Annotated in this window: 23 protein-coding genes and 2 rRNA genes; 4 read left to right on the top strand and 21 right to left on the bottom strand. The window is 41.1% G+C overall.

All coding sequences use genetic code 11. The features are described from left to right. Positions 1-241: 241 nt before the first annotated feature. From mutL to tig, 11 genes are all read right to left on the bottom strand, one after another. Positions 242-2,116: a DNA mismatch repair endonuclease MutL gene (mutL, locus tag HMPREF1532_RS19805; RefSeq protein ID WP_005934250.1), complete on the bottom strand. Its 1,875-nt coding sequence runs from the start codon at positions 2,114-2,116 to the stop codon at positions 242-244. Positions 2,117-2,246: 130 nt separating this feature from the next. Beyond that, the gene (locus HMPREF1532_RS19810; RefSeq protein WP_005934252.1) at positions 2,247-2,558 is read right to left on the bottom strand and encodes a hypothetical protein; all 312 of its coding nucleotides are present in this window, start codon (positions 2,556-2,558) and stop codon (positions 2,247-2,249) included. Between the two features lie 4 nt (positions 2,559-2,562). Then, positions 2,563-4,206 carry an OstA-like protein gene (locus HMPREF1532_RS19815; protein WP_005934254.1) on the bottom strand — a complete coding sequence of 548 codons (1,644 nt, stop codon included), beginning with the start codon at positions 4,204-4,206 and terminating at the stop codon, positions 2,563-2,565. Continuing rightward, positions 4,206-5,597, bottom strand: coding sequence for a peptidylprolyl isomerase (locus tag HMPREF1532_RS19820; protein ID WP_005934256.1), 1,392 nt, complete (start codon positions 5,595-5,597; stop codon positions 4,206-4,208). The genes HMPREF1532_RS19815 and HMPREF1532_RS19820 overlap by 1 nt, the downstream gene beginning before the upstream one ends. A gap of 9 nt (positions 5,598-5,606) precedes the next feature. Then, positions 5,607-6,452, bottom strand: a complete 846-nt coding sequence (locus HMPREF1532_RS19825; RefSeq protein ID WP_005934258.1) for a peptidylprolyl isomerase — start codon at positions 6,450-6,452, stop codon at positions 5,607-5,609. A gap of 58 nt (positions 6,453-6,510) precedes the next feature. Beyond that, positions 6,511-8,058, bottom strand: a complete 1,548-nt coding sequence (locus HMPREF1532_RS19830) for a peptidylprolyl isomerase (RefSeq protein ID WP_005934260.1) — start codon at positions 8,056-8,058, stop codon at positions 6,511-6,513. A gap of 147 nt (positions 8,059-8,205) precedes the next feature. Further along, positions 8,206-9,681: an IMP dehydrogenase gene (guaB, locus tag HMPREF1532_RS19835; RefSeq protein ID WP_005934262.1), complete on the bottom strand. Its 1,476-nt coding sequence runs from the start codon at positions 9,679-9,681 to the stop codon at positions 8,206-8,208. Positions 9,682-9,974: 293 nt separating this feature from the next. Further along, a complete protein-coding gene (gene recQ, locus HMPREF1532_RS19840) occupies positions 9,975-12,155 on the bottom strand; it encodes a DNA helicase RecQ (protein ID WP_005934264.1) in 2,181 nt (726 codons plus the stop codon). A gap of 166 nt (positions 12,156-12,321) precedes the next feature. Further along, positions 12,322-13,569: an ATP-dependent Clp protease ATP-binding subunit ClpX gene (gene clpX / locus HMPREF1532_RS19845; RefSeq protein WP_005934267.1), complete on the bottom strand. Its 1,248-nt coding sequence runs from the start codon at positions 13,567-13,569 to the stop codon at positions 12,322-12,324. Positions 13,570-13,571: 2 nt separating this feature from the next. Next, positions 13,572-14,234 carry an ATP-dependent Clp endopeptidase proteolytic subunit ClpP gene (gene clpP, locus HMPREF1532_RS19850; protein ID WP_005934270.1) on the bottom strand — a complete coding sequence of 221 codons (663 nt, stop codon included), beginning with the start codon at positions 14,232-14,234 and terminating at the stop codon, positions 13,572-13,574. A gap of 139 nt (positions 14,235-14,373) precedes the next feature. Next, positions 14,374-15,729 (bottom strand): trigger factor, encoded by a 1,356-nt coding sequence (gene tig, locus HMPREF1532_RS19855; RefSeq protein ID WP_005934274.1) that lies wholly within the window; start codon positions 15,727-15,729, stop codon positions 14,374-14,376. Positions 15,730-16,122: 393 nt separating this feature from the next. On the opposite strand from tig, the gene HMPREF1532_RS19860 reads away from it, so the two are divergent. Continuing rightward, complete coding sequence (locus HMPREF1532_RS19860) at positions 16,123-16,368, top strand: RNA recognition motif domain-containing protein (RefSeq protein ID WP_005934276.1); 246 nt, start codon at positions 16,123-16,125, stop codon at positions 16,366-16,368. Between the two features lie 75 nt (positions 16,369-16,443). Further along, positions 16,444-16,923, top strand: coding sequence for a GNAT family N-acetyltransferase (locus HMPREF1532_RS19865; protein ID WP_005934278.1), 480 nt, complete (start codon positions 16,444-16,446; stop codon positions 16,921-16,923). A gap of 8 nt (positions 16,924-16,931) precedes the next feature. Here the strand turns inward: HMPREF1532_RS19865 and lptB are convergent, their stop codons facing one another. After that, positions 16,932-17,696, bottom strand: a complete 765-nt coding sequence (gene lptB, locus HMPREF1532_RS19870) for an LPS export ABC transporter ATP-binding protein (RefSeq protein WP_005934281.1) — start codon at positions 17,694-17,696, stop codon at positions 16,932-16,934. A gap of 75 nt (positions 17,697-17,771) precedes the next feature. On the opposite strand from lptB, the gene HMPREF1532_RS19875 reads away from it, so the two are divergent. Both HMPREF1532_RS19875 and HMPREF1532_RS19880 read left to right on the top strand, forming a co-directional pair. Beyond that, entirely contained in the window at positions 17,772-18,515 is a 744-nt protein-coding gene (locus HMPREF1532_RS19875; protein WP_005934283.1) for an MlaE family ABC transporter permease, read from the top strand. Then, complete coding sequence (locus tag HMPREF1532_RS19880) at positions 18,512-19,282, top strand: ABC transporter ATP-binding protein (RefSeq protein WP_005934285.1); 771 nt, start codon at positions 18,512-18,514, stop codon at positions 19,280-19,282. The genes HMPREF1532_RS19875 and HMPREF1532_RS19880 overlap by 4 nt, the downstream gene beginning before the upstream one ends. Before the next feature lie 239 nt (positions 19,283-19,521). Here the strand turns inward: HMPREF1532_RS19880 and HMPREF1532_RS19885 are convergent, their stop codons facing one another. From HMPREF1532_RS19885 to HMPREF1532_RS19920, 9 genes are all read right to left on the bottom strand, one after another. Continuing rightward, entirely contained in the window at positions 19,522-20,169 is a 648-nt protein-coding gene (locus tag HMPREF1532_RS19885) for a response regulator (protein WP_005934287.1), read from the bottom strand. A gap of 84 nt (positions 20,170-20,253) precedes the next feature. Beyond that, positions 20,254-21,567: a ribosome biogenesis GTPase Der gene (gene der, locus HMPREF1532_RS19890; protein ID WP_005934289.1), complete on the bottom strand. Its 1,314-nt coding sequence runs from the start codon at positions 21,565-21,567 to the stop codon at positions 20,254-20,256. A gap of 47 nt (positions 21,568-21,614) precedes the next feature. Next, positions 21,615-22,496, bottom strand: a complete 882-nt coding sequence (gene era / locus HMPREF1532_RS19895) for a GTPase Era (RefSeq protein WP_005934291.1) — start codon at positions 22,494-22,496, stop codon at positions 21,615-21,617. A gap of 87 nt (positions 22,497-22,583) precedes the next feature. Beyond that, the gene (locus tag HMPREF1532_RS19900; protein WP_005934295.1) at positions 22,584-23,588 is read right to left on the bottom strand and encodes a beta-ketoacyl-ACP synthase III; all 1,005 of its coding nucleotides are present in this window, start codon (positions 23,586-23,588) and stop codon (positions 22,584-22,586) included. Between the two features lie 104 nt (positions 23,589-23,692). Continuing rightward, positions 23,693-23,878: a 50S ribosomal protein L32 gene (gene rpmF, locus HMPREF1532_RS21135; RefSeq protein WP_002562387.1), complete on the bottom strand. Its 186-nt coding sequence runs from the start codon at positions 23,876-23,878 to the stop codon at positions 23,693-23,695. 13 nt (positions 23,879-23,891) lie between these two features. Then, on the bottom strand, positions 23,892-24,467 hold the full coding sequence (locus HMPREF1532_RS19905; protein ID WP_005934298.1) for a YceD family protein: 576 nt from the start codon (positions 24,465-24,467) through the stop codon (positions 23,892-23,894). A 156-nt stretch (positions 24,468-24,623) separates the two neighbouring features. Beyond that, positions 24,624-25,769 carry a sensor histidine kinase gene (locus HMPREF1532_RS19910; protein WP_005934301.1) on the bottom strand — a complete coding sequence of 382 codons (1,146 nt, stop codon included), beginning with the start codon at positions 25,767-25,769 and terminating at the stop codon, positions 24,624-24,626. 275 nt (positions 25,770-26,044) lie between these two features. Then, positions 26,045-26,155: ribosomal RNA gene (rrf, locus tag HMPREF1532_RS19915) — 5S ribosomal RNA — on the bottom strand. An 82-nt stretch (positions 26,156-26,237) separates the two neighbouring features. After that, positions 26,238-26,353 (bottom strand): 23S ribosomal RNA (locus HMPREF1532_RS19920); the annotation flags it as partial.

The following is a 26,353-nucleotide window of genomic DNA, read 5'->3' on the forward strand; positions in this document are numbered from 1 at the left end:
TTCTTACACTTAGGAAATTAATTCTTTGCAAAGCAGAAAGTAATACTTGGAAAAGAAGATTAACAATGTTAAAGGAAAATGCCTGATAGATCAGAATCACTCATGCAACAACTTTGAACTGCACCCCTAAAGTTTTACGTTCAACTTTTGGCATACGGTTTAAGTTCTTGTTTAAATTTTGCTCATATTATTTTGAGAGGAAAATTCAAACCGGCTAAGTTGTTACATGAGGATTTCATGGCTATTTAAAAAGTTTCTCTATCTCTTCTTCCCTGATAGTGGCGAGTACCACCTTACCATCCGGAGTATAATTGGGAGCTGCACAGGCAAAAAGACTATCAACAAGACTTATCATTTCTTCATTTGTCAGTACTTGCCCATAAACAATAGCGGCCGCACGGGCCAATGTCAATGCTAAGATATTCTGAATTTCTTCTTTCACATCACTTCCCTTTTCCATGGCAGTATGCAACATATTACGCACCAATTCCAACGGATCGAGCCCCTCAATGCCGGAAGGGATACCATTGATCGCGTAGCTTCCTCCTCCTAAATCGCTAAGATCAAAGCCCACTGCCGAAAGCTCATCCATAATACCTTGCAGCACAGCAGCTTCAGAAGCCGGTAGTTGCAATATCTCCGGAAAAAGAACTCCTTGTGACATTCCTTGTTTCTGTTTAATCTGAAGCATATACCGGTCGAACAATACCCGCACATGGGCACGATGCTGATCGATCAGCATCAACCCGGACTTTACGGAAGTAAGAATAAAACGCCCTTTAAACTGTAAATGGAGGTTTCCTTTTTCTACAATAGGTTCATTAGCATACAAAGTAGCCGAAGCAGCCGGCTGTATATCCTCTTCGACCGGAAAGAAATCATCCGGCCCGGTTTCCGTTTCCACTGTCGTACGATTCATCTTGCTGGCCTTTTCCAATCCGCCATAAAGATCTTCCCAATCTACTTTCTGACGGGAATAGCTCATACTTCCGCCACCGGAGGAAGAGGTTTTAAAAGGATTGAAATCCGAATTATATTGTACCCTCGGTGGCGCCGGGGGAAGATTTTGTTCAAAAGCCGGAATATCAGGCATGTCTTCCGTATCAAAATCAATGGAAGGAACTGCATTGAATTTCCCCAACGATTCTTTGACAGCTGCAGAAACAATCTGCCAGATAGCCTGCTCGTTCTCAAATTTAATTTCCGTTTTAGTCGGATGAATATTCACATCGATATTGGCAGGATCCACTTCAAAATAAAGAAAATAAGAAACCTGCTCACCTACCGGGATCAATTGTTCATAAGCCTCCATCACCGCCTTATGGAAATAGGGATGCCGCATATAACGGCCATTCACAAAGAAATACTGATGTGCCCCTTTCTTGCGCGCCGTTTCCGGCTTAGCAACATAACCGGAAAGTTTGATCATCGTTGTATTCACATCCACACTCAATAGCTGCTGGTTAAGTTTCTTGCCGAAAACAGCAAGGATACGCTGCCGCAACGGGGCTACCGGAAGATTGAATAATTCGGAGTCATTGCTATAAAGGGAGAAAGCAACATCCGGATGCACAAGAGCAATACGCTCAAACTCCGTGAGTATATTGCTCAACTCCGTAGAATTGGCTTTCAGGAATTTACGGCGTGCCGGAATATTGAAAAACAGATTCTTAATGGAAAAGTTACTGCCTTTAGGGCAAGAAACCGCCTCTTGACTTTCTACCTTAGAACCGGCGATAACCAGCTTTGTACCCAGTTCTTCATTCTCAAGACGGGTTTTAAGCTCCACCTGCGCAACGGCCGCAATAGAAGCAAGCGCCTCACCACGGAACCCCATTGTACGTAAAGCAAACAAATCGGAAGCTTCACGTATCTTCGAAGTGGCATGGCGTTCAAAAGACAAGCGGGCATCCGTTTCAGACATCCCCTTTCCATCGTCAATAACCTGAATGCAAGTTTTACCGGCATCCGTTACCAATACATGTATATTGCCGGCCTCAGCATCGATCGCATTTTCCACTAACTCCTTAATGACAGATGCCGGACGTTGTATTACCTCACCGGCCGCTATCTGATTGGCAACCGAATCGGGCAATAAATGGATGATATCACTCATAATGTTTAGTAGTTAGAATTTAGTAGTCAGTAGCTGGTAGTTGGAATTTGGCAGTCAGTAGCCCCGACAAGAACAAGCAACTGGTATAAAATGCTTCAACCTGCCCCTTCCATAAATCATAATTCAGAAATCACAACTCTCCCCAGCTCCAGCTACCCGTTTGCAAATAATGCCACAGGAAAATCAGTAAAGCAATAATTACGAGAATTACCCCTAAGTGCACCGGTTTGCGTCCACTCTCTTTACGACGTTTCAGGTGCGTAGTCCCTTCCACAAATTTCCCCCGAATGTCTTCCGGAGAAAATTCCTTCTCAGGCAACATGCCTAAATCACGTTTGGCCTGTTCTTCCATCTTATCGAGCTTTTCTTTCCGCTCGTTCACATAGATGTATTGATGATTGAAGCGACGCGGTTTTCTCATACCGCTATTAAACATTCCCATAGTGCTATTTCATATTAATTAATTCACGCTTGGGCGAATTTAATGGTTTTCGGGTAGATTTACGCAATGTTTCACCGGCTTTTTTGCCTCTCCATTCAAATATGTCATCTTTGTTCTGTGGACGAATGTAATCGAACCAGACAAATGTAGGCAATCTCATTTTATCAGCCGGGATCTGATCCATCGGATAAAGCACTCCGTCCGATTTGGGGCTCATAACCATACGCTTCATTTTACGATCCTTTAGATACATTGTCAGCAAGCTGGTTTGAGAGGTATTCATGCCAATCATCGTGCTATCCTCTTCCTGTGGATAAAAGACTACCAACACATTGGCTATGACGTCTACTTTCCTCATCTCACCACTGTCAAAATAGGCCTTGATCTCTTTTCCCGAAACCTGGTTGTAATGCAACGAATCTTTCATCTCCACCGTCAGTGCCTGATTGATGATATGCGCCCAATCGATCGTGCTATCATTCAAATAGATCTTGATCTCTTCACCCAACAGTTGCTGACCTTCATTCCAAAGAATCGGATCGGTATACATTGTCACACAAGAATCTTTAGAATTATACACCAATGAGTCGCAAACACCCTGTAGATCCGTGCGGTACATACGCACCTTATGATAAGCTCTCATCTCACGAAACACCGAATCCGTATTCAGATAAAACGTAGTCATCATTAAAGTATCGGCATGCATATAGAGACTATCGCCCTGAGAATAGTCGATAGCCACCGCTCGCTTTGTAGCAAAGGCACTATCGGTCAGCTCATTGTAAAAGCAGTAATCTCCCGTCAGCATATTACGATTGATACTGTCGTTCATCACCACATTATCGAAAGCCTCACCATATCCCAATTTACGATCATAGAATAAACTGTCACCGGTCATTCGCTTTCCCTGATTGGTCAATATGGAACGGTCCAACAACTCGGCTTGCCCGGTCAAAGTATTATAAACGCCCCGTTCTGAAAAGATATGATTCTGATCGCTTACAATCTCAGACGGTCCCAAAATGGTAGCTATTTTAGATACGGTATTATATTTCAATGTATCCGAAGTCAGAATAAACTTCGGATTAACCAACTTCACATCATGATTGAAAACGGATTGTTTGGTAGACGGGCTGTATTCACCCCAGTCGGAAGTCAGTACATTCTCTTCGTCCATCAATGTACCCCCTTCAAAATAATATCCTAAATCATAAATACGATCGTAATTCAGACTATCAGTAAGCAAAGTCGTATTACGATTGATCATTTTAACATTCTCACGCAGTTGGGCCAGTTGGGAGATTCCATCATAATATAAATAATCACCATAGATAAACAGCGTATCTCCCTGCTCCATACGTACATTATTAAAAGCCTCGACAGAATTCGTATTTTCATAAATCAATGCACTGTCACAGTACATATACATACTGTCATGGCGCAACTTTACCGAACCGATAAGTACCTGTACGTCCGGACGCGCCATCTTATCAGCTCTACCCTCGTCTGCATGAAGAAGATCCACTTTCGTCTTTTTCTTCTGAGATTTCTGTTGAGGCTTCTGATCCTGAGCCCAAAGGAAATATGCTCCAAACAAACATATCACCCCTGTGAGGACGCTTTTAAAAAAGACACTATTCGCTCTCATTAATCCTTAATCCAACCCGGATATTTGAAATCGCAGTTTTTCCAGTTGTCATTAATACGCACATAAGTATGTTTCTGCTTTTCCAAAATCCATTTATGCAGCATCTCATCCCGGCGTTTAGCGATTACGATCTCTTTCAGATTCTGATAATCTTCCGTAATGGTTGCCTTATGACCGTTGATACGGGTCTTTAACTTCACAATAGCACAGATTTCTTTTCCATCTTTCTCGTTGACCATCGTAAAAGCTTTCGAAATCTCACCAACGTTCAGTTTATCCACTACTTTTGCTACATCCTGCGGCAACTCCTGCATTTCAAACTTGGAAGTAGCCATGGCATCATTGGAGTTGGTGTTTACCATCAACCCGTGATTATTACGCGTATCCTTGTCATGAGAAAGTGCGGCAGCCGCATCGTCAAAAGGAAATTTACCGGCACGAATATCATCTGCAATAGAGTCCAGACGCCCACAAGCCTCTATCAGCTCTTTCTCAGAAACTTTAGGACGCAACAATATATGACGGGTATTTACACGATCACCACGTTTCTCTATTAACTGTATGATATGGAAACCATATTCCGACTCCACAATCTTAGATACCTTTTTAGGATCCTGCAAACTAAAAGCGACAGCAGCATAAGCCGGATCCATCATTCCCTTACCCATAAAATCGGTCTCACCCCCTCTCATGGCAGAACCACGGTCTTCAGAATACATACGGGCCAAAGTAGAGAATTCCGTTTCGCCCTTATTCACGCGATCGGTATACTCACGCAACCGTCTCTTCACATCTTCTATTTCAGTAATAGGAATTTTAGGCTGCAAAGTAATAATCTGTACCTCTACTTGTGTAGGAACATAAGGGATACTATCCTGAGGAAGATCTTTGAAATAACGACGTACTTCGGAAGGAGTTACTTTAATATCTCCCACAAGTTTTTGCTGCATCTTCTGTACGGTAAGTCCCTCGCGCGCATTTTCACGAAGAGTTTCACGTATCTGAGACGGAGTTTTGTTCTGCTGTTCAAAAAAGTATTCTTCCATCTTTTCCCTCGAGCCCAACATTTGTATCCAATGGTTGGTCATCGCGTCCACTCGTTGAATAACTTCACTTTCGGGAACCTCGATACTATCAAGACGCGCCTGATGTAAAAACAGTTTTTGTACGGCCAATTCTTCCGGGATCACACAATAAGGATCACCATCTATTTTACGTCCGTCATACAAGGCACTCAAGCGCGCTTCTTCTACTTCTGATTTCAGAATAGCCTCGTCGCCTACAACCCAAACTACTTCGTCAATCACATTGTCCTGTCCGTACATCGCCGTGTCAGCCAGTATTACCAGCACAAATAAAACAACAAATCTAAAGTTTACAAACTTCTTCATTCTTTGTATTTAATAATTATATATAATCTTTTTCTTGTCTATAGCCTGCTTATACAAGTCATCTTTCACCCGACGCATAAAATCGACTTGTTTTATATTGACAAGCATATCTTTCACCTCCGACATAGCAAACTCATAAGGTTCTTCTTCTCCTATCGCCCGATAATCAGTCACATTGAGAAAGTAATGAAAGGCAGTATCTTTCAATTCCACATGACGATTCTTACTGACATATTCTTCCGGCATTTCTGTTTGCAAAGGAATCATATCCAGCACTTCACTCAGTGGCACCCACTTATTGTAAAAGTATTCATATTTCACTGCATTCTGAAAACTGTATTTTTCCAGATGTTCCACAGCTTCCTGTGCATCGGACTTATACCATTTTCGAACATTGGCAATTTGAGGAGCAGTTAAAGGCACTTTAATAAACAATCCTTTCACTAAAGGACGATCCAGTTTAAAAAGTTCTTTGTTTTTCTCGTAATATTCTGCAAGTTCCTGTTCCGGGATCTCGTTGGAAAGTCTCTGCCCAATCAGTTCTTGCTGATAAGTATGCATAATCAAGGCCCTCCGGTAGTTTCCTACCAACTTTTCGATCTCTTCGTTATCGGGGATGTTATTCTGTGCTTTCTCATACAGTAAAAGATCTTCCGCCCAATCCCGTATATAGCGCTCGGCGAAAAGCAAGCTGTCATCTTTTGACAATCCTGCAGGAAGCACGGATTGCAGGTCTTCTTTGTATAAAAAGTTTCCATTAACCTCTACCAAAGGAGTTTTCCCCCTATGATCATGACTGTCCGTACACGCCGCACAGAAAAAAAGAGAAACCAGCAAGAGGCCCGTTATTCGCATTGTCAACTGAATTTATACTTATATTCAAGGTACGAAGATAATGCAATAATCGGTTATATCAGTGGTTATTAACTGTTTTTAAAACCTCTTGGTTAATTTCAACCTTACTTTCATCACGTAAACGCTTCACCCAAAGCGATTCAAGGAAATTTTGATAATCGGCGGCAAGCGGCCCGCGCACCTCGGTATAACTATCCGGTCCTTTTCGTTTTTCACCAAAAACAGTAGTAAAAGGATAAGACTCCAAAGGTTCGAAGCTACCGGTTTTAAACACCAGTTTATCTACATATTTATTGTCACCTTTCGCAAACAGGCCTTCCTCTACCTTCACAATTTCTGCTACCGAATCATTATATGTCTTGGCAATGGTGTCAGCCCATACCTTCTCCGGAAGCTTTTTTATGAGCTTCTTTATTTCTTTAGCCATTTTTTTGTCGGCACAATGTACCACAACACCTTTATAACGCGGTTCTTTGTAATTATAATCCGATTTATGAGAAGTAAAATAAGCAGCCTGTCCGGCTTCGTCGGCCACAGCGCGTTCCCAAACTTCACGGTTGCTGATTTCGAACAGCAACATCCCTTCTTTATACTCCTGCATCAAAAGGCGGAAAGCCGGATACTTTTCTTCCAAACGGCTATTCTCATAATCAAGCACCGACTTCACTGTAAATGCTTCCAACTGCATTTTTAAACTTCTGGGATATGAAGCGGCGAAACGTTTAAAATCAGCACCGGTATACGTATGGTTATCCAATGTAAAAAGAGGTTTCTCCGTCTCCCCTTTTGCCTGTAACTCCTGCAAAGCTTCATTGTTCGGTTGATAATTATATTCACCCTTCAACTTTTCAACCAATGCCTCCGTTCCTTTATCAATACCAAACTTGCGTGCCAGACGCCGGCTGATCTCCTCTTTTATTTCTGCAAAAGGAGCCAATTCTTTCCGGTCAAGTACTTTAACAATATGCATACCCTGGGGAGTAAAGAACGGTTTGGAGATTTCTCCGCTTTTCATAGAAAAAACTACATCCTCAAACTCTTCCGGCGTTTGAAGAAAACCCACCCAGAACGGATTTTTATCATCAGAGAACTGGCTGACATAAGATGCAAAATCCGCATCCGGATTAGCGGATAAAACCTGATATAGAGAGTCCATTCGGGCTTCGGTTTCGCTCACCAACGATTTCGGAGATGTTTGCGGCAGATACTTAAAAATATGCATGACCTGTACGTGCCCCGCACGTGAATCCGCTTTCATTTTATCATAAAACTGACGTGCATATGCTTCATCAGCTTCTTCATCCGTCAAATATGATTTTGCCAATTGGCGACGATAGCCATTCAATTCTTCGCGAAAGGCACGGGTCGTGTCAATTCCGGCGGCTTCGGCAGCCGCCACTTTCAACTTAAAGTTGATGAAAAGATCAACGTATTCATTTAAGCTCTTAGCTTCCAACTCATTCAGAGAATTGTTTTTATTATAGATATATTCAAATTCGGAACGAGTAATATCTTTCCCATTAATCCGCATCAACACCGGATCTTCTTGTGCAAAAGCTGAAAGCCCGAACAGGCAAGTTAGCAATAAAACCAGATTTCTTTTCATAACAAAGTTTCATTTACATACATACGTTTTATTAAACGCTGAAAGAGAGGAAAAATTGTATCGCCCTAAAATTAAAAAGTCTGCCTTCAAAATATGACAACGCATAATTAAAGGTAGACTTGATTTATTTTAACCGATAGATATATCTTATTCCGGGCGACTATAATTAGGCGATTCGCTTGTAATAGTCACATCGTGCGGATGACTTTCCATTACTCCGGCATTGGTAATGCGGGTAAATTTTGCTTCATGCAATTTCTCAATATTCTGTGCGCCACAATATCCCATTCCGGCACGCAAACCTCCGGTCAGTTGATAAATGACTTCATATAAAGTACCTTTATAGGGAACACGAGCGGCGATACCTTCCGGTACGAGCTTCTTCACATCCGCCTCACCACTTTGGAAATAACGATCTTTCGACCCGTTTTCCATCGCTTCCAACGACCCCATACCCCGATACGATTTAAATTTACGGCCATTGAAAATGATCGTCTCACCCGGACTTTCCTCTGTTCCTGCTACCAAAGAACCGATCATTACAGAATACCCGCCGGCAGCAAGCGCCTTCACCACATCACCCGAATAACGCAATCCGCCATCTGCAATCAGAGGAACCCCGGTACCTTTCAATGCTTTTGCTACATCATAGACAGCAGACAGTTGAGGTACTCCTACACCGGCCACTACACGAGTCGTACAGATAGATCCCGGTCCGATCCCTACTTTTACCCCGTCGGCACCCGCATCGACCAATGCCTTGGCAGCCTCACCGGTAGCAATGTTACCAACTATAATATCAATATCCGGGAAACAACTTTTTGCTTCTTTCAGCTTTTCAATTACGAATTTTGAATGTCCGTGAGCCGTATCGATCACGATAGCATCTACTCCTGCATCCACCAAAGCCTGCATACGTTCCATTGTATCCGCAGTCACTCCCACACCCGCAGCCACACGCAAACGCCCTTTAGAATCTTTGCAAGCCATTGGTTTATCTTTCGCCTTGGTTATATCCTTATAAGTTACCAGACCGATCAGTTTATTGTCTTTATCAACCACCGGGAGCTTCTCTATCTTATGTTTTTGCAAGATTTGTGCAGCCGCTTCCAGATCAGTAGACTGATTAGTGGTAACCAGATTATCTTTTGTCATCACCTCATCGATACGCTTGTTCATATCACGTTCAAAACGAAGGTCACGATTCGTTACAATTCCAACAAGATATCTATTGTCATCTACTACCGGAATACCGCCAATCTTATATTCAGCCATCAAAGCAAGGGCATCACGAACAGTGGAGCCTTTTTTAATAGTCACCGGATCGTAAATCATACCATTTTCGGCACGTTTAACCGTAGCGACTTGCTTGGCCTGTTCTTTAATTGACATATTTTTATGAATAACGCCAATTCCTCCCTCACGGGCTATTGCAATAGCCATTTTGGCTTCTGTAACCGTATCCATAGCAGCGGTCACAAAAGGAATTTTTAACTCAATGTTTTTTGAAAACTTTGTCGAGAGCTCGACAGTACGTGGTAAAACTTCGGAATAAGCAGGGATTAACAAAACGTCGTCATACGTTAATCCATCCATTACAATCTTATCAGCAATAAATGACATAGGGCTATGCGTTTAAAATTTATTGCGTGCAAATATACAGTTTTTATTCAATACAGACAAGGATAGAAATAAAAAAATCCCCTTGCCAATCGGCAAGAGGATTCTTCTAATAGGATCAGATTAAATTGTCAACGAACAATCAACTTTACAACAGTCCCGCTCAGTTTTATCCTATTGATCCAAACAAAAGCCTGACTGGAGAGGGTCAGGTCCTACGCATACATATAAAAAAGGGACGTGTCTTTATAAACACATCCCACTATTATTTATCCCAAAATGAACTCTACCTCTTTTTAATTAGCCATTTCTGATATAAATTTAATACGAACCAAGCGAACCTCTTCTTCCGCAAAATCATCACCCAACTCATCGAGCGCATCATCTATCTTATCGGTAGTTGATTCTTTGAAATAATCATAGATATCAAGCATATGATCCTCATCCATAATTTCATCAAGGAAATAATCTATATTCAGTTTTGTACCCGAATAAACGATTGCTTCTACCTCATCCAATAATTCTCCGAATTCTATTCCTTTTGACAATGCGATATCGTCCAAAGCTACTTTACGGTCGATAGCTTGGATAATAGAAACTTTTAACTTAGATTTATTGGCTACCGTACGTACACGCAAATCTTCGGGACGTTCAATCTCGTTTTCCTCGCAATGACGCTTAATCAGCTTACAGAACTCTTCACCATAACGTTTGGCCTTTCCTGCACCGACTCCCGGAATATTCTGTAATTCTTCAAGCGTCACCGGATAAATTGTAGCCATCGCTTCTAAAGAAGGATCCTGAAAAATCACATAAGGCGGTACCTCCAGTTTCTTTGACAGCTTCTTTCTCAAATCCTTAAGCATAGAATAAAGCGCAGGGTCTACCGCACAAGATCCTCCACCACGGGCCGGAGTTTCTTCCTCTACTTCTTCGAAGTCGTTGTCTTCGGTTATCTTGAATGACTTTGGTTTCTTCAAGAATGCGTGTCCATCCTCTGTTACTTTCAACAGGCCATAATTCTCCACATCCTTGCTCAGATATCCGGCTATCAACGCTTGACGGATCACGGCATTCCAAGTCTTATCTTCCTCTCCCATACCGGAGCCGAACACTTCCAAATCTTCGTGTAAATGTGCCTGTACTTCGGAAGTTTCCCTTCCCTGTAAAATATCTATTATATAATCTGCTTTAAAGTTTTCTTTTACCGCTATGATCGCTTCAATCACAGCACACAATAATTCTTGAGCCTCCACTTGTTTTTTAGGGTTTAAACAGTTGTCACAATTTCCACAATTATCTTCCAAATACTCCTCACCGAAGTAATGCAATAAAGTCTTACGACGGCAAACAGATGATTCGGCATATGCAGCAGTCTCCAATAAAAGCTGCTTACCTATTTCCTGCTCTGCCACTGGCTTTCCCTGCATGAACTTTTCCAGTTTCTGCAGGTCCTTGTTTGTATAAAAGGTAATACACCGGCCTTCACCACCGTCTCTGCCGGCACGTCCTGTCTCTTGATAATATCCTTCCAGGCTTTTCGGTATATCGTAATGTATTACGTACCTCACATCCGGTTTATCAATACCCATACCAAAAGCAATGGTTGCCACAATCACATCGATCTTCTCCATCAGAAAATCATCCTGATTCTGAGTTCTCGTAGCAGAATCCATTCCTGCATGATATGCCCTTGCATTAATACCGTTAGCTTGAAGTATTTCAGCAAGTTCCTCCACCTTCTTACGGCTCAGACAATAAATAATACCGGACTTCTCCGGATTATTCCGAATAAACTTAATGATATCCCTGTCGATATTTGCAGTTTTAGGACGTACCTCATAATACAAATTCGGACGATTAAATGACGACTTAAATATTTGCGCATCAACCATGCCCAGATTTTTCTGAATATCATGTTGTACCTTCGGAGTTGCCGTAGCAGTAAGTGCTATAAGAGGTGCCTTCCCTATTTCATTAATAATGGGACGTATTCGCCGATACTCCGGACGGAAGTCATGCCCCCATTCCGAAATACAGTGAGCCTCATCTACTGCATAGAACGAAATCTTAACCGATCGCAGAAATTCAACATTCTCTTCTTTCGTCAATGATTCCGGAGCTACGTATAGCAATTTTGTTTTTCCGGCAAGGATATCAGCCTTCACTTGGTCTATCGCACCTTTATTTAATGAAGAATTGATAAAATGGGCAATACCGTCTTCTTCACTAAAATTGCGCATAGCATCCACTTGGTTCTTCATCAGTGCAATCAACGGAGAAATAACAATCCCCGTACCTTCCATCAAAAGAGAAGGTAACTGATAGCACAGAGACTTCCCTCCTCCCGTAGGCATCAGCACAAAAGTGTCTCTCCCATCGAGCAAGTTCTGAATGATCGCTTCCTGATTTCCCTTAAATTTATCAAACCCGAAATACTGTTTCAGCTGGTCTGTCAAATTAATCTTCCCTGCCATCTTTAAATAGGTTGTTTTATTCAGTTCATGATTTTACTTTAGAGTCCCTTTTGTAAAAGAGCTCTAACAAAGTTATAAACAACTTCTTAAATATCAAGCATAATCCGATTAATATTTTTCAAGAAAAAATAGAAATAAATCATCCTATACCTCTTACCTTTTGATTTTAAGCAGTTTGCAACCTCGCAAGATTTGCTTTTTCCAGTTGTTGTTTTGCATAATCCAATGTCACTTCGTACTCTTTTGCATTTTCCGAAGGAATCTCAAACATAACATCCATCATGATTGTCTCCACGATAGAACGCAATCCGCGTGCACCGAGCTTATACTCAACCGCCTTATCGACAATATATTCAAATACTTCGTTCTGGAATGTCAGTTTAACGCCATCCATCTCAAACAGTTTGACATATTGCCGGATAATGGAATTTTTCGGTTCAGTCAAAATCGCACGAAGCGCATCCCGATCCAATGGATTCAGATAAGTCAGCACCGGCAAGCGTCCGATAATTTCAGGAATCAGTCCGAACGATTTCAAGTCTTGCGGTGCAATATATTGCATCATGTTATTTTTATCGATAGTAGCTGTCTTTCGTGAAGCGCTGTAACCTACCACATGCGTATTCAGTCGCTGGGCAATTTTCTTTTCAATGCCGTCAAAAGCACCGCCACAAATAAACAGAATGTTTTTCGTGTTCACCGGAATCATTTTTTGATCGGGATGCTTACGGCCACCTTGTGGCGGCACATTCACAACAGATCCTTCCAACAGTTTCAACAGTCCTTGTTGAACACCTTCACCGCTAACGTCACGAGTGATGGAAGGATTATCACCTTTACGTGCAATCTTATCAATTTCATCGATAAAGACAATTCCTTGTTCGGCTTCGGGCACATTATAATCAGCAACCTGAAGCAAACGAGTCAAAATACTCTCAATGTCTTCACCCACATAACCGGCTTCCGTCAATACCGTGGCATCTACAATAGTAAACGGTACGTGCAACAACTTTGCAATGGTACGCGCCAACAATGTTTTACCTGTTCCCGTACTTCCTACCATGATGATATTTGATTTTTCAATCTCTACATCATCACCGCTATCCTTTTGCAAAAGCCGTTTATAGTGGTTGTATACCGATACAGACAAAAATCGCTTTGCATCGTCCTGCCCAATCACATACTGATCCAGAAAAGTCTTTATCTCTACCGGCTTAGGTAGTTCTTTCAAGTTTAATTTTGTAGTTCCTGTCGTCTTTTTCCCTACTCCAAGAGCTTCCTGGGTTATCTCATAAGCTTGCGTAGCACAGCTATCGCAAATATAGCCGTTCATTCCCGTAATCAAGAAACCGACCTCATTTTCCGTTCGACCACAGAAACTGCATCTTTTTTTATTCGTTTTCGATTCTGCCATTTTTATTTCTTAATCAACACTTCGTCTACCATACCGTATTCTTTGGCTTCTTCAGCAGTCATCCAATAATCTCGGTCCGAATCGGCCCACACCTTATCAAAATCAGTATGAGAATGATCGGCAATGATAGTATAAAGTTCTTTTTTCAATTTTTGAATTTCACGGGCAGTGATTTCAATGTCCGAAGCTTGGCCTTGCGCGCCTCCCATCGGTTGATGGATCATCACACGAGAGTGCTTCAATGCCGAACGCTTTCCCTCAGCACCCGCTACTAACAAAACAGCAGCCATCGATGCCGCCATCCCCGTGCAAATGGTAGCCACATCGCTCGAGATGAACTGCATAGTATCATAAATGCCCAATCCGGCATACACCGATCCGCCCGGAGAATTGATATAAATAGAAATGTCCTTACCCGGATCTACCGAATCCAGATATAGCAACTGTGCCTGCAATGTATTTGCAGTATAATCATCAATCTGAGTGCCTAAAAAAATAATGCGGTCCATCATCAAACGTGAAAACACATCGAGTTGTGTCACGTTGAGTTGTCTTTCTTCAAGAATATAAGGATTTAAATACCCTGCTTGCGATTTAATCACATCGTCCAGCATCAAGCCATTCATTCCTAAATGCTTGGTAGCGTATTTTCTAAAATCATCCATTTTCAAGTTCCTTTCTTTTTTATTTATAATGTAACTGCAAAGAAACAAAAAAGAACACAGAGACAAAAAAAACACAGAGTTATAATTTTATAAAAACTCTGTGCTCCTATGATCCTATGTTCTTTCCACAAGGGAAGTACTATTCGAACATTTTGTTAAATTCTTCCATTGAAACGGTTTTATTATTCAATGTCACCTTAGCTTTCAGCGCTGTAGCTAACTTAGCTTCCACTACACGACCTACTAAACCGTCTACATTTTCTTTCTTCTTCAGCATTTCCTGAGCATAGTTTTCAAGAATATCTTCAGGCACAGTCATCATACCATACTGAGCAAACTGAGCTTTTGTAGCATCTTTTGCCATATTGATAACATCTTCCTGCTCTACTTTGATCTCATTGTCTTTAACCAACTGCTCCTTAATCAAGTGCCATGTCAGCTCTTCTACGCTCTTTTCATAGTTTTCTGCTACAAATTCTTCACCTTTCTCCTTATTATTGAGAAGCATGATACGTTTCAATAATGCATCCGGGAATTCGAGTTTACCAACCTTTTCCATCAACATCTTACGAGCATCGATCAAAAATTTATAATCGCTATCAGCAACAAACTGTGCAGCAATTCCTTCTTTTACTTTCGCACGGAATTCTTCTTCAGTCTTCACGGCATCTTTGCCAAATACCTGGTCAAAAAGTTCTTGATTCAAATCACCCGGAACAAAACGAGTAATTTCTTCTACCTGAAAACTAAAGTTAGATTTCATTTCAGCAGCAGCTTCTTTTTCAATTTTCAGCAAGGAAGCGATTTCTGCATCATGACCGTCATAAGCCGCATTCGGATTAAATACCAATACATCATTCACCTTGGCATTGGCAAAAATAGCTTTCTGCTCGTCATTCTTCATATAAGAAGGCATCAATACAGCACCTGCTACCTGAATGCCTCCTTCTTTAGTGTTACCATTTTCATCCAATTCGGCAATCAAACCTTTCAGCATATCATTATCCTCATAAGCTGAAACCTGATCATATTTACCGTTACGTTGAGTATAAGCCTTTACCTGATTTTCCACCATCTCATCCGTAACTTCGATTGTGTAGTAGTCAACCTTATCCGTATTGCTTACTTCTGCTTTAAATTCCGGTGCCAAAGCAATATCGAATACAAATTCGAATTCTTCCATGGTGTCGAAATCAATCACCTGTTGTTTTTCTTCATTTGGCAACGGTTCACCCAGCATATTCACATTATTACTCTTAATGTAATCGTATACTTTTTCTGAAAGAAGCTTATTCACCTCTTCGGCAATAACCGATTTACCATACATCTTCTTTACCAGACTCATAGGAACCATCCCTTTACGGAATCCCGGAATCTGCGCCTTCTGACGGAATGTCTTCAACGATTTATCTACTTTTTCCTGATAATCAGCCTTTTCCAGCTTTACGGTAAGCAAGCCGCTTACTTTGTCAATGTTTTGAAATGAAACGTTCATTCTGACAATTATTTATTTGATTTATACTTTATTCTATACTCAAATGAGGGTGCAAAATTAGTGCTAATCTTTCAATTATCAAAAAAACGCGAAAGAATTATTCTTTATGAAACGAAATGAATCATACTTTTATATTACAACAACGTATCAATCACATACATAAATCATAAAATCACTACAGAAATGTTAGAAAACTAAAGAAAAACAAGTGTATTTTCATTTTTTATGCTTTTCTTTGTACAGGAATGATGATGTATTAGTTTCTTGATTTCTATTGCAAGTTTTTACCTCGTCCAAAAACGTATATGTAAACTCTCTGTCGTTTTAATCTTTTTATTATCAGTCATCTTCCCGAGAGTTTTTATTTCATTATTTATTTTTATCTTTTTCACTATGAACATTTATGTTGGAAACCTTAACTACCGTGTTAAGGAAGCAGATTTGCAACAAGTTATGGAAGATTACGGGACAGTCTCTTCAGTAAAAGTTATCATGGATCGCGAAACAGGCAGATCCAAAGGTTTCGCTTTCATTGAAATGGAAGACGATGCTGCAGCCTCAAAAGCCATTGCCGAATTAAATGGTGCAGAATATCACGGACGCACCATGGTGGTAAAGGAAGCTAAACCTAAACTCTAACTAAAAGAAATTCAAAGTAACCTTCCGATCCTCCGAACAATCGGAAGGTTCTTTTTACATACCTTCCAGTCAAACATGAAACACCAAGCCAACATAAGTATCCGTGAGATAAAAGAAAACAAAGAAGACTATCTGAATCTGTTGCTCATAGCAGACCCGTCGGTTGATATGATACAGCATTACCTTGGCAGAGGGCATTTATATATTATGCAACTGGAAGAAATACCTGTATGTGTAACCGTTGTGGTATCAGACAAAGAGACGGCAGAAATAAAAAACCTGGCAACCCATCCCGATTATCTACGCCGGGGATATGCCAGTCGAATGATGAGTTTTATTGTCGAGCATTATAGAGAAATTCCGAATATTATCGTTGGTACGGGAAGTACAGGCATCCCCGGAAAGGAATTTTACCAATTGGATTTCTATCGGAAATGCGGCTTTGTCGAATCACATATTATCAAAAACTTCTTCGTCGATAACTATCCCGAACCTATCTTCGAAGATAATGGCGAACAATGTATCGACATGATTTATCTGAGATATGCCCGATAAAACAGAATTTAGTCCTTTTCCAATTGAAAGTCCTTACGCCGGAGAACAAAACTATTACTAAGATATTTTTCCCGCACAATCTTATTTTCTGCAAGTTCTTCAGGAGTTCCCTGAAAAAGAATTTTTCCTTCAAACAAAAGGTAAGCACGATCGGTAATGCTTAATGTCTCCTGCACATTATGGTCGGTAATAAGAATACCGATATTTTTGTCTTTCAACTTCCAGACAATCTGCTGGATATCCTCCACCGCAATAGGGTCTACACCGGCAAAAGGTTCATCCAGCATGATAAATTTCGGATCGATAGCCAGACAACGGGCAATCTCCGTACGGCGACGTTCACCACCGGATAATTGATTTCCCTTATTCTTTCGTACTTTTTGCAACCGGAATTCGGCAATCAGGCTTTCCAGCTTTTCCTTCTGGTATTCTTTAGGTTTATTGGTCATCTCGAGCACAGAAGCAATATTGTCTTCCACACTCATCTGCCGAAACACAGAAGCTTCTTGTGCCAAGTAGCCGATACCGGTCTGTGCACGTTTATATACCGGATATTTTGTAATTTCAAGATCATCCAAAAAGATACGGCCTTCATTAGGGGTAATCAGTCCTACAGTCATATAAAATGAAGTAGTCTTACCAGCACCGTTCGGTCCCAATAAACCTACGATTTCGCCCTGCTTCACATTGATGGATACATGGCTAACCACAGTTCTCTTACCGTACTTCTTCACCAGGTCTTCCGTACGAAGCACCATCTTGCTTTCTTCCATATCTTTGTTATTTTGCGGCAAATGTAGCAAAAATAAGCTGAAAAAACGTACATTTGCAGACAAATATACGAAGTTATGATCAAAGCATTAAGAACCGTCGGAAGATATATGATGCTGATGGGACGTACATTCTCACGACCCGAACGCATGCGGATGTTCTTCCGGCAATATCTCAACGAGATAGAACAGTTAGGAGTGAATTCCATCGGAATCGTACTGCTGATTTCATTTTTCATCGGTGCGGTAATTACCATACAAATCAAACTCAATATCGAAAGCCCTTGGATGCCCCGTTGGACAGTGGGTTACGTAACGCGTGAAATTCTGTTACTGGAATTCTCATCCTCCATCATGTGTTTGATTCTTGCCGGAAAAGTAGGATCCAATATTGCATCGGAATTAGGTACCATGCGCGTTACCCAACAGATCGACGCCCTTGAAATAATGGGAGTCAACTCCGCCAACTATCTGATACTTCCTAAAATAGCTGCTATGGTCACCACCATTCCTATCTTAGTGACATTCAGTATTTTTGCCGGTATCATCGGTGCTTTCGCCACTTGCTGGTTTGGAGGGATTATGACAGCTACCGATCTGGAATACGGTTTGCAATACATGTTCGTGGAATGGTTCGTGTGGTGTGGTATTATCAAATCACTATTTTTCGCTTTTATTATTGCCAGCGTGTCCTCTTTCTTTGGCTATATGGTAGAAGGAGGTTCGATAGAAGTCGGAAAAGCATCTACGGATTCTGTCGTATCCAGTAGTGTATTAATCTTATTTGCCGATCTGGTATTAACTAAACTTTTAATGGGATGATTGAAGTAAAAGGACTCTATAAATCATTCGAAGACAAAGCGGTATTGAAAGACATCAATGCTACTTTTGAGAATGGAAAAACCAATCTGATTATCGGCCAGAGCGGTTCAGGAAAAACGGTACTGATGAAATGCATCGTCGGGCTGCTGATTCCCGAAAAAGGAGAATTGCTATACGACCATCGCAACTTCCTGGCGATGGGTAAAAAAGAGAAGAAAATGCTGCGCAGAGAGATGGGAATGATCTTTCAAAGCGCTGCCCTGTTCGACTCCATGTCTGTATTGGACAACGTAATGTTTCCATTGAACATGTTCAGTAACGATACATTACGAGACCGCACCAAACGGGCCATGTTCTGTCTCGACCGTGTGAATCTGACAGAAGCCAAAGATAAGTTTCCGGGAGAGATCAGTGGAGGTATGCAGAAACGAGTAGCGATTGCACGGGCCATCGCACTCAATCCGCAGTACCTGTTTTGTGATGAACCGAACTCCGGACTCGATCCTAAAACTTCGTTAGTGATCGATGATCTTATACACGACATCACGCGAGAATACAACATGACAACAATCATCAATACGCACGACATGAACTCCGTATTAGGAATCGGAGAAAAGATTATTTATATCTACGAAGGAAGAAAAGAATGGGAAGGTACAAAAGATGATATTTTCACTTCCACTAACAAGTTGTTGAATAACTTTATATTTGCTTCCGACCTGCTCCGTAAAGTAAAAGATGTGGAAATACAAAATTTAGAAGGTTGATCTAATAGATCCTCCCCCATCGAAAAGGAACAAAGGGCGCACTCTTTTTATCGAGTACGCCCTTTTATTGTAAAAACCAGTTAATAGAATTGACATATATCATCACGACATATTGACTGTCCTCTTTTTTATTCTTCACGAAACTGTAAGAGAGAGTTATTTCAATTACCGCCTCAAAGGTAGACGAAAAGTTGCACAAAAACATCACCGAAAACCGTGACAGAAGAAAAAATTTCTTTCTACACAACTTTTATCCACCCCAGCGCCATTGCTTTCACCACCATATCAATCGCATTCTTTGCCTCAAATTTTTGAATCAGCCTTTTACGAAATGTTTCAACCGTATTCTCCGTAATCTGCAACCGCGAAGCAATTTCATGCGTGCAAAATCCCTCGGAGACTGCTTGCAAAACTTCAAGCTCACGCTTGGTGGGAATATCCTTAGGGTGTATTTGTGACGAAGCATTACTCAGTTTCTGCCGTATGCCCTCAAATCGCGGACAAGTATATGCTACTCCCCGCAACACACTCTTTACAGCCTTTCCTATTTCAACGGACTCCGAAGCCTTCAGAGTCACAGCATTCACTCCCAGGCGAATAAGCCTGTTGATATACCAAATTTCCTCATGCATTGTATTGATGATTATACGTGCATCCTCATTGATTTCACGAATCATCTCTATCAATTCAAATCCGGACATATCGGGTAAACCGACATCCAAAATATAAATATCATAATCACGCGCTGCAATCAGCCCGACAGCCTCCTTACCCGTTGTCACTGCATCTGCTACAACCACTTCAGGGATTCGTTTTAAAATCTGACAAATCCCTTCCAGGATCAGCGCATGATCATCAACCAACAAAATCTCCGCTTTCTCTACCATAATATGAATTGTCTGTTGCTTAGTCTCTGACAAATATAAATATTATCGTTCAAAAAACGAAGTCCTCGTCCTACTTATTTCACATCATTTCTGACGAATATAGATATTTATAGGTGTTCCGGTCAGATTCCATTTCTCACGCATCTTATTTTCAAGGAAACGTTTGTATGGTTCCTTCACATATTGCGGCAGATTGGCAAAAAAGACAAAAGAAGGCACCTGCGTATTAGGAAGCTGGGTTATATATTTAATTTTTATGTATTTGCCTTTAACCGAAGGGGGGGGATAAGCTTCTATCAACGGAAGCATCTCTTCATTCAAACGTGCAGTAGGAATCTTTATCGTCCGGTTTTCGTAAACAACACGAGCCTCTTCCAATACTTTCAGGATACGTTGCTTAGTCAATGCGGAAGCAAAGACAATAGGAAAATCCACAAAAGGAGCAAAACGTGAACGGATAGCCTCTTCAAAAGTCTTCATTACCTTTGCCGTTTTATCTTCTACCAAATCCCATTTGTTCACAACTACCACAAGTCCCTTCTGGTTCTTCTGGATCAAAGAAAATATATTCAAATCCTGACTCTCGATACCACGGGTGGCATCCACCATCAAGATACATACGTCTGCATTCTCAATAGAACGAATGGAACGAACCACCGAGTAATACTCCAAATCCTCGTTCACTTTATTTTTCTTACGGATACCCGCCGTATCAACCAGATAAAAATCAAAACCGAATTTATTATACCGGGTATAAATAGAGTCACGCGTAGTACCTGCTATTTCAGTCACAATATTCCGCTCTTCACCGATAAAAGCATTAACGATAGACGATTTTCCGGCATTCGGACGTCCGACCACAGCAAAACGGGGAATATCATCATCCAGGATTTCCTCTGATTCTTTCTTGAACTTGCTGACAATCAAGTCCATCAAATCACCCGTACCGCTACCGCTTATGGCAGAAATACAGTATGGATCTCCCAATCCCAAGCTATAAAATTCGGGAGCATTATATCTCAATTCATGATTGTCCGTCTTATTGGCTACCATAATTACGGGACTCTTTGCACGCCGCAAAATAGCAGCAACCTGCATATCCAGATCAGTAACCCCATTCATCACATCCACCACAAACAGAATTACATCGGCTTCGTCTACCGCCATTAATACCTGTTTGCGAATCTCCTCTTCAAAAATGTCATCCGAATTGACTACCCACCCGCCGGTATCAACTACAGAGAACTCACGGCCCAGCCATTCCGACTTGCCGTATTGTCTGTCACGGGTCGTCCCCGCTTCGTCATTTACGATTGCCTGACGAGTTTTAGTCAAGCGATTAAATAAAGTTGACTTTCCCACATTAGGACGTCCAACAATTGCAACTAAATTTCCCATAGTTTACACGTTGTTTTTGCGACTATCACAGTCGTATGAATATATTCTTAATCTAACTGATAACCGAAATTACGTAATTCCTTATCCGAACTACGCCAGTCTTTATCCACTTTCACATAAGTCTCCAAAAAGATCGTCTTCCCAAAGAACCGTTCCAAATCACGACGAGCCTCCGTAGCCACCTTCTTCAGCGCTTTTCCCTGTTTCCCGATAATAATTCCCTTTTGCGAATCACGCTCGACGTAAATTACAGCATGGATATGTATCATCTTCGCCTCTTCTTTGAATTGCTCCACAACCACTTCTACCGAGTAGGGTATCTCCTTATCATAGTACAACAGAATTTTCTCACGAATAATTTCGTTCACGAAGAAACGTGCGGGCTTATCGGTCCATTGATCTTTTCCAAAATAGGGTGGAGAATCCGGAAGCAACTCCTTCACACGTTTCATTACGTAGTCAATATTGAACTTCGAAGCTGCCGAGATAGGAATAATTTCGGCCTGTGGAAGCAACGCTTTCCACTCTTCCACTAACTGAATCAGTTTTTCCTGATCGGTAAGGTCTATCTTGTTAATAAGCAAAAGTACCGGTACGGTCATTTTACGTACTTTCTCAATAAACTCGTTATTTTTGTCAGGAGTCTCTATCACATCCGTTACATAAAGCAGAATATCCGCATCCGTCAGTGCGGATGTAGAAAAGTTCAGCATCGACTCCTGCAACTTATAGTTCGGCTTCAAAACTCCCGGAGTATCGGAAAAAACAATTTGCATATCATCCGTATTATAAATCCCCATAATACGGTGACGAGTGGTCTGTGCTTTAAAAGTCGCTATTGAAACCCGTTCACCTACCAACACATTCATCAATGTCGACTTCCCGACATTCGGATTACCTACTATGTTTACAAAACCTGCTTTATGCATCGCCTTTCATTTATTGATTTAGACAAAAAAACGCATCGAATCGAAATAAGATGCGTTTTATGTGTTATATATCAGTAACGTCTGTTACTATTCCTTCTTTCCGTCATAACCCCACTTTACATAAACAGCTCCCCAGGTAAATCCTGCACCGAATGCTGTAAAGATCAGGTTATCACCTTTCTTGAGTTTATCTTCGAAATCCCAGATACAAAGCGGTAAAGTACCCGCACTGGTATTACCATATCTGTCGATATTTACCAATACCTTTTCTATTGGAAGTTCCAAACGATGGGCCACCGCATCGATAATACGCATATTAGCCTGATGAGGAACCACCCAGTCGATACTATCTTTATTCAAATTATTACGTTCTGCAATCGCCGCACAGCTATCCGACATGTTAGAAACTGCATATTTGAATACAGTCCTACCTTCCTGATAGATATAATGCATGTGATTATCCACCGTAAAATAAGAAGGAGGACACACCGATCCACCAGCTTTCATATGCAGAAAAGGCAAGCCTTTACCATCGGTTCTCAAAAGAGCATCCATGATACCCACATCTTCAGTAGTAGGCTCTACCATAAAAGCAGCCGCACCATCGCCAAAAATAGGACATGTAGCACGTTCTGTGTAGTCCACCATCGATGACATCTTGTCTGCACCTACAATAATGATTTTCTTGTATCTTCCCGAACGGATAAAATTAGCAGCCGTTTCCAACAAAAACAAGAAGCCGCTACAGGCCGCTTGCAAATCAAAAGCAAATGCATTTTTAAGTCCGAGTTTATCGCAAAGAATAGAAGCTGTGGAAGGGAAGTGATAGTCTGGAGTAGTAGTAGCAACAACAACCAAATCAATGTCGTCAGGATTAGCACCGGTTTTCTTCATTAATTGCCGGCAAGCCTTACGGGCCATATAAGAGGTGCCTAATCCCTCTTCATTCAGGATTCGTCTTTCTCTTACCCCGATACGGGTCATAATCCACTCGTCATTAGTATCTACCATTTTCGATATCTCGTCATTTGTCAAGATATAATCAGGTACATATCCACCGACTCCTGTGATTACTGCATTTATTTTTTCCATCAATTCAATTTTAATTTAGCAATACTTCTAATACTTAAAGCAGCCGGAGAGCAATGCTCTCTGGCTGTCTGATTAAGTATAAGTCTATTCAGACTGTACTACAATTATACAGCTGCTTCTTTTTCGATTGCGAGTTTACCTCTGTAGTATCCGCAAGCTCCACATACAGTGTGATAAACATGCCATTCTCCACAATTCGGGCAAATAGCCAATGTCGGAGCCACAGCTTTATCATGAGTTCTTCTCTTCGCTGTTCTTGTTTTTGATTGTCTTCTCTTAGGATGTGCCATTTTTCTTTAAACTTTAATTATTATCTAATATTTTTTTTAATTCATTCCATCGGGGATCTGTTTGTTCCTCGGCTTCTTCTACTACGATATCATCACCGGCCACTTCAAACGTCTCATCTCCATCTTCGTCAGCATTCGTTCTCAAATGCTTGCTTAGCTTGCTGGTCATTGTCTTATTACATTTTCCAGGAGCATGCACATGCTTCATCGGAATAGACAAAGCTATAAATTCATACATAAACCATGCAACATTGATCTCCCCTTCTTCTTCAGGAATCACAATCAAGTTGTCACCCTCTTCCGCATATTCATGGCCAAACTTGACCATCAGTTTATCAGAAGAACTTACAGGTTGCTCCATTTCATCCAAACAACGATCACAAGGCACCCATACCACTCCATCGGTTTGGAAGCTCAATTCAAAAGCACGAGATGTTCTTTTTACAGTCAACTCTACGTTAACCTTACCTTTCTGAACCTCAGGGCCATCAATATGAGCGAAATACAGATTATCCAGTACAAATTCATATTTCACTGAATCCGACTGCATTCCTTTCAAGTCTATTTTGTATTTATCAAACTTTCCCAAAGCTTCACTTTTTTAATTGTTGCAAAGGTACAAAAAAAGCCTAAATATCCTGTTCTTCATCTTTCATTTTCCCAACAAGAACAAAAAGATGGACAGAATTCGGGCGACAAAGATACAAATAATAATCCTCATAACACACAAATTATCAGTAAATATTCACTTTTTAAGTTCTATTCTAAATACTGTACCTTTATTTAGCTCCGACTGTTTTACAAAAATACGCCCTGAATGATACTCTTCTACAATTCTACGGGCCAATGACAATCCCAGTCCCCAGCCTCTCTTTTTCGTCGTATAACCAGGTGTAAAAATAGTTTGATGTTTACTTTTAATAATTCCTTTCCCCGTATCCTCCACATCGATATACCAACGAGTAGCAGACTCTATGACGGACACTGTTATTTTTCCAACCCCATCCATGGCATCTATCGCATTCTTGCACAAATTCTCTATTACCCACCCGAACAGTGAAGCATTCAAAGGAATAATAATAGCATTTTCAGGCAAATGGGTAATAATCTCTACTTTATTCGAAGTGCGGCGCGCCATATATTCAGTTACTTCTTTTAACAATTTCCCCAAATCTACCTGCTCCATTTCCGGAGCAGAACCGATCTTGGAAAAGCGATTGGCTATCATTTGTAAACGAGCGACATCCTCAGTCATGCAAGGAATCAAATTGTCCGAAGGATATGCACTCTTCAATAATTCCGTCCAAGCCATCAGAGAAGAAATAGGTGTTCCCAACTGATGAGCCGTCTCTTTGGACAGACCGACCCATACCTTATTCTGTTCGGCCTTCTTTGAGCTAAGTAAAGCAAATATAGCTACCAGAACAAAAATAAGCACGACCCCTAACTGTACATAAGGATAAACGGAAAGACGCGTCAGCATCAAAGAATCCTGATAATAGACATCATTATAATCACTTCCGGATGATAAATTAATCCGGATCACACTTCCATTCTGTTTAAAGCGCTCCAACTGTTTATACAGAAAAGCAACCGAATCATTAGAGGCAATCTCTATATTACGATAAGTCTGAATATTCCCTTCAGCATCGGACACAATCACCGGAATCGTATTATTGGCATTCAATACTTTCAAAACCAAATTAAGATCCACATTCTCATCAGCAACACTGAAAGCACGCATTGCTTCTGCCCACACCTCCATCTTAAGTCGCTCTTCCATCGAAAGATCCTTTACCAACCGATGAGAAAAATACAAAGAAGCTACTGCTATAATAACAGCAGAGATAACCAATATAACCTTAATACGGCGAATATCAATAAATTGCATATAAAACTGATTTACTAATATATAACGGTCTGATCGGTGCAATATTATGCGGAAAGGAAAAAGATGGGAGATGGGAGAATGAAAATGGGGAGAATTGAGATGTGAGAATTGAGATGTGAGAAGCAGGCTGCGCTGTCACGCTGCATAGCATTTCTCCCCTCTCCATTCTCACATCTCCCATCCTTCTTCTCTCCCCCCCCAATTCCTTCCAATACCCCTAAACACAGAAATCCCCTTGCCCCCGTATTCCGGGTTGCAAGGGGATCCTTCAAAAAAAACGGCGACTACCTACTCTCCCACTGTTACGCAGTACCATCGGCGTGACCGGGCTTAACTTCTCTGTTCGGAATGGGAAGAGGTGGAACCCCGGTGCTATAGTCACCTGAATAAGGTAGACATGACGGAAAAAAGTAAATTCAAAAGCCGCAGCAGCAGCAGGCTAAACGTATATATGAAACCATCGTGACAAAAAGAAAGTCAACGGGCAATTAGTAAGGCTCGGCTTTGATATTACTACCTTTACACCTGCCTCCTATCAACGTCATCGTCTCTGACGACCCTGAGAAATCTAATCTTGTGGCTGG

Source organism: Bacteroides salyersiae WAL 10018 = DSM 18765 = JCM 12988 (assembly GCF_000381365.1).
GTDB lineage: Bacteria > Bacteroidota > Bacteroidia > Bacteroidales > Bacteroidaceae > Bacteroides > Bacteroides salyersiae.

Bases quoted from the DNA above. Each gene is read 5' to 3' on its own strand.
- HMPREF1532_RS19865 (WP_005934278.1), top strand. From the start codon at position 16,444: ATGAAACACCAAGCCAACATAAGTATCCGTGAGATAAAAGAAAACAAA.
- HMPREF1532_RS19900 (WP_005934295.1), bottom strand. From the start codon at position 23,588: ATGGAAAAAATAAATGCAGTAATCACAGGAGTCGGTGGATATGTACCT.
- HMPREF1532_RS19910 (WP_005934301.1), bottom strand. From the start codon at position 25,769: ATGCAATTTATTGATATTCGCCGTATTAAGGTTATATTGGTTATCTCT.
- HMPREF1532_RS19825 (WP_005934258.1), bottom strand. From the start codon at position 6,452: ATGCGAATAACGGGCCTCTTGCTGGTTTCTCTTTTTTTCTGTGCGGCG.
- HMPREF1532_RS19815 (WP_005934254.1), bottom strand. From the start codon at position 4,206: ATGAGAGCGAATAGTGTCTTTTTTAAAAGCGTCCTCACAGGGGTGATA.
- recQ (WP_005934264.1), bottom strand. From the start codon at position 12,155: ATGGCAGGGAAGATTAATTTGACAGACCAGCTGAAACAGTATTTCGGG.
- HMPREF1532_RS19860 (WP_005934276.1), top strand. From the start codon at position 16,123: ATGAACATTTATGTTGGAAACCTTAACTACCGTGTTAAGGAAGCAGAT.
- HMPREF1532_RS19830 (WP_005934260.1), bottom strand. From the start codon at position 8,058: ATGAAAAGAAATCTGGTTTTATTGCTAACTTGCCTGTTCGGGCTTTCA.
- HMPREF1532_RS19880 (WP_005934285.1), top strand. From the start codon at position 18,512: ATGATTGAAGTAAAAGGACTCTATAAATCATTCGAAGACAAAGCGGTA.
- HMPREF1532_RS19875 (WP_005934283.1), top strand. From the start codon at position 17,772: ATGATCAAAGCATTAAGAACCGTCGGAAGATATATGATGCTGATGGGA.
- clpP (WP_005934270.1), bottom strand. From the start codon at position 14,234: ATGGATGATTTTAGAAAATACGCTACCAAGCATTTAGGAATGAATGGC.
- era (WP_005934291.1), bottom strand. From the start codon at position 22,496: ATGCATAAAGCAGGTTTTGTAAACATAGTAGGTAATCCGAATGTCGGG.
- tig (WP_005934274.1), bottom strand. From the start codon at position 15,729: ATGAACGTTTCATTTCAAAACATTGACAAAGTAAGCGGCTTGCTTACC.
- rpmF (WP_002562387.1), bottom strand. From the start codon at position 23,878: ATGGCACATCCTAAGAGAAGACAATCAAAAACAAGAACAGCGAAGAGA.
- HMPREF1532_RS19885 (WP_005934287.1), bottom strand. From the start codon at position 20,169: ATGGTAGAGAAAGCGGAGATTTTGTTGGTTGATGATCATGCGCTGATC.
- clpX (WP_005934267.1), bottom strand. From the start codon at position 13,569: ATGGCAGAATCGAAAACGAATAAAAAAAGATGCAGTTTCTGTGGTCGA.
- der (WP_005934289.1), bottom strand. From the start codon at position 21,567: ATGGGAAATTTAGTTGCAATTGTTGGACGTCCTAATGTGGGAAAGTCA.
- HMPREF1532_RS19820 (WP_005934256.1), bottom strand. From the start codon at position 5,597: ATGAAGAAGTTTGTAAACTTTAGATTTGTTGTTTTATTTGTGCTGGTA.
- mutL (WP_005934250.1), bottom strand. From the start codon at position 2,116: ATGAGTGATATCATCCATTTATTGCCCGATTCGGTTGCCAATCAGATA.
- lptB (WP_005934281.1), bottom strand. From the start codon at position 17,696: ATGGAAGAAAGCAAGATGGTGCTTCGTACGGAAGACCTGGTGAAGAAG.
- HMPREF1532_RS19810 (WP_005934252.1), bottom strand. From the start codon at position 2,558: ATGGGAATGTTTAATAGCGGTATGAGAAAACCGCGTCGCTTCAATCAT.
- guaB (WP_005934262.1), bottom strand. From the start codon at position 9,681: ATGTCATTTATTGCTGATAAGATTGTAATGGATGGATTAACGTATGAC.